The sequence below is a fragment of the Pseudomonas frederiksbergensis genome (assembly GCF_017114915.1).
GTDB classification, from domain to species: Bacteria; Pseudomonadota; Gammaproteobacteria; order Pseudomonadales; family Pseudomonadaceae; genus Aquipseudomonas; species Aquipseudomonas frederiksbergensis_I.
This window is the reverse complement of sequence record NZ_JAAUOE010000011.1, coordinates 142,076-144,025: the sequence shown is the minus strand read 5'-3', so window position 1 is coordinate 144,025 and position 1,950 is coordinate 142,076. Positions and strand designations below refer to the sequence as shown.

At 51.9% G+C, this 1,950-nt stretch carries 1 protein-coding gene; it reads left to right on the top strand.

Translation table 11 applies throughout. The features are described from left to right. Nucleotides 1–231 precede the first annotated feature (231 nt). The coding region (locus HCU66_RS11275) for a glycosyltransferase family 2 protein (RefSeq protein WP_205888557.1) at nt 232–1,950 on the top strand (1,719 nt) is incomplete at its 3' end.

The following is a 1,950-nucleotide window of genomic DNA, read 5'->3' as shown; positions in this document are numbered from 1 at the left end:
GTGATCCTGACTGCCTCAGATGCTTGCAGGCGAAATTGTCAAACGAGATCAAAAAATCGTTCAACTGCTTGCCGAATCAAGTGCAGACGAGGGGAATGTCTCACGGGATCTTCTGCAGGAAATTACGAAAAGAGATATCGAGATCAATCGCCTGCTGATGCAAGGCAGCCATGGTTCGTTGCAGCCGTTATGGAAGAGAGTCCTGCGTGGGATTGTGCGGAGAGTTGGGAAATGAGTAACAAAGTGACGAAAACCGGGATTGTCATTGTTTCTTACAATGCCTCCGAGGCAGTCAGGATCACGTTGGCGAGTATGCGACGTGCCTTTAACGAAGCCGCCTACAAAGTAATACTGGTCGATAACGCTTCAGAGTCTGGCGAACGAGATAAAATTCGCGAAGCGATGTCCCATCATATTGCTGAAGTGGGGCCCTCGTGGCGCTACATCGAGCAAGATACCAATCTGGGTTTTTCTGGCGGTAACAACGTCGGTATTTCCGAGTTTCTTGCCGACGAAGAAATTACCCATATCTGCTTGCTCAACAGCGACGTCATCGTCACGGATTTCTGGCTGGACAATCTGTTGGCAAGCGATTCGGACCTTATCAGTGCGGTCACTAACAAGGCTGACGGCGAACAATGTGTTCCTGTCGACTATCAGGTAGAGCTTGCTGAATGTCTGGACCATCGCACAGAGACTTTGCACGATAAGGTATATCAGCGCGTTTCCAATTTTGCCGAGCGCTGGAATTCAGCCTGGAAAGGCAATCTGCTTGAAACGGACGTAACGTTCTTTTGCGTTCTGGTGTCCAAGGCTGCCTTTGAAAAAATCGGTCTGCTTGACGATACGTTCTTCCCGGGCGGATTTGAGGATGACGATTACTGCCTGCGCGCCCGTAACGCCGGTTACGAAATTCATCTGGCACGAGATGTGTTTATCCACCACTGGGGATCGGCATCGTTTGGCCAGTTGCAATATCAGTATTTCAGTGAGCGAGCGCAGCGCAACAAGGCATACCTGGAACAAAAGCACGGTATAACCTGGCGCCGCCGACCGGAGAAACCGATCGTCTCTTTTGCAATGGACGTCGAGTTCGCGCTGTCGCATCAAGACCTGCTGTCTCTGCAAGCTCCTTTTTTTGAGCTGTATGTAGACAATCTTGGCAAGCAGATCAGCTACTTCGAATCGGAATTCAGCAAACTGACCGAGGCATTGTCTGCTCAGGGTCGTGTGGTGCCGGAGACGCTCCTGAAGGCGGTGTCTTCTGCGCGCTCTTATGGGGATTTGATCTCTCTCTGGGATAAGGTCGTAGCACGTATCCAGCGTGCATTGACGGGTGGAGTCGTAGAGGCCGGCGAGGCTGCTGCGCTCAAATCGGATCTTGGAACCATCGCGACCGGTGTCTACGAGCGGGTTGATTGCAACTTCGCCATCCACACGTTCATCACCTCCCCAGCCGAGGACGGTACCAGCGGCGTCGACATCCCTCCGCCTGCCACTTCTGCGGCATTTTCTGCGCGCCCGGATACGCGCTTGGGCCGGTTGCTTTGGTTCGTACGCCGCAGCCTGGATTTCATTCTGAAATTTGATGGCATCGTCTTCTTTGGTGGATATTTCTACCCTGAGCGTCAAAGCGATGGTTATTTTCAGCGTATTCAGATTGTCGATCGCATGTTTGCTGATCGGTGGCGCGTCTATGTTGAAAGTGACGAGCTGAAGGGGCGTAACATCTGGTTTGATCGACCTGAACCTAATGTACTGGTCCTGCGAATCAATGGTTCCAAGAAGCGCAGAATGCTGGTGCGCATGTTGGCCTTGATGGCCGTTCTGCGTTGCCGAAAGATTTATTTCCACAGCGTGTTGCGCATGTACGACAACCGCTTCGGCAAACTCATGCATCTGCCATTCATTCGCAAGGCTGTGGATATTCACGGTGTTGTGCCTGAAGAG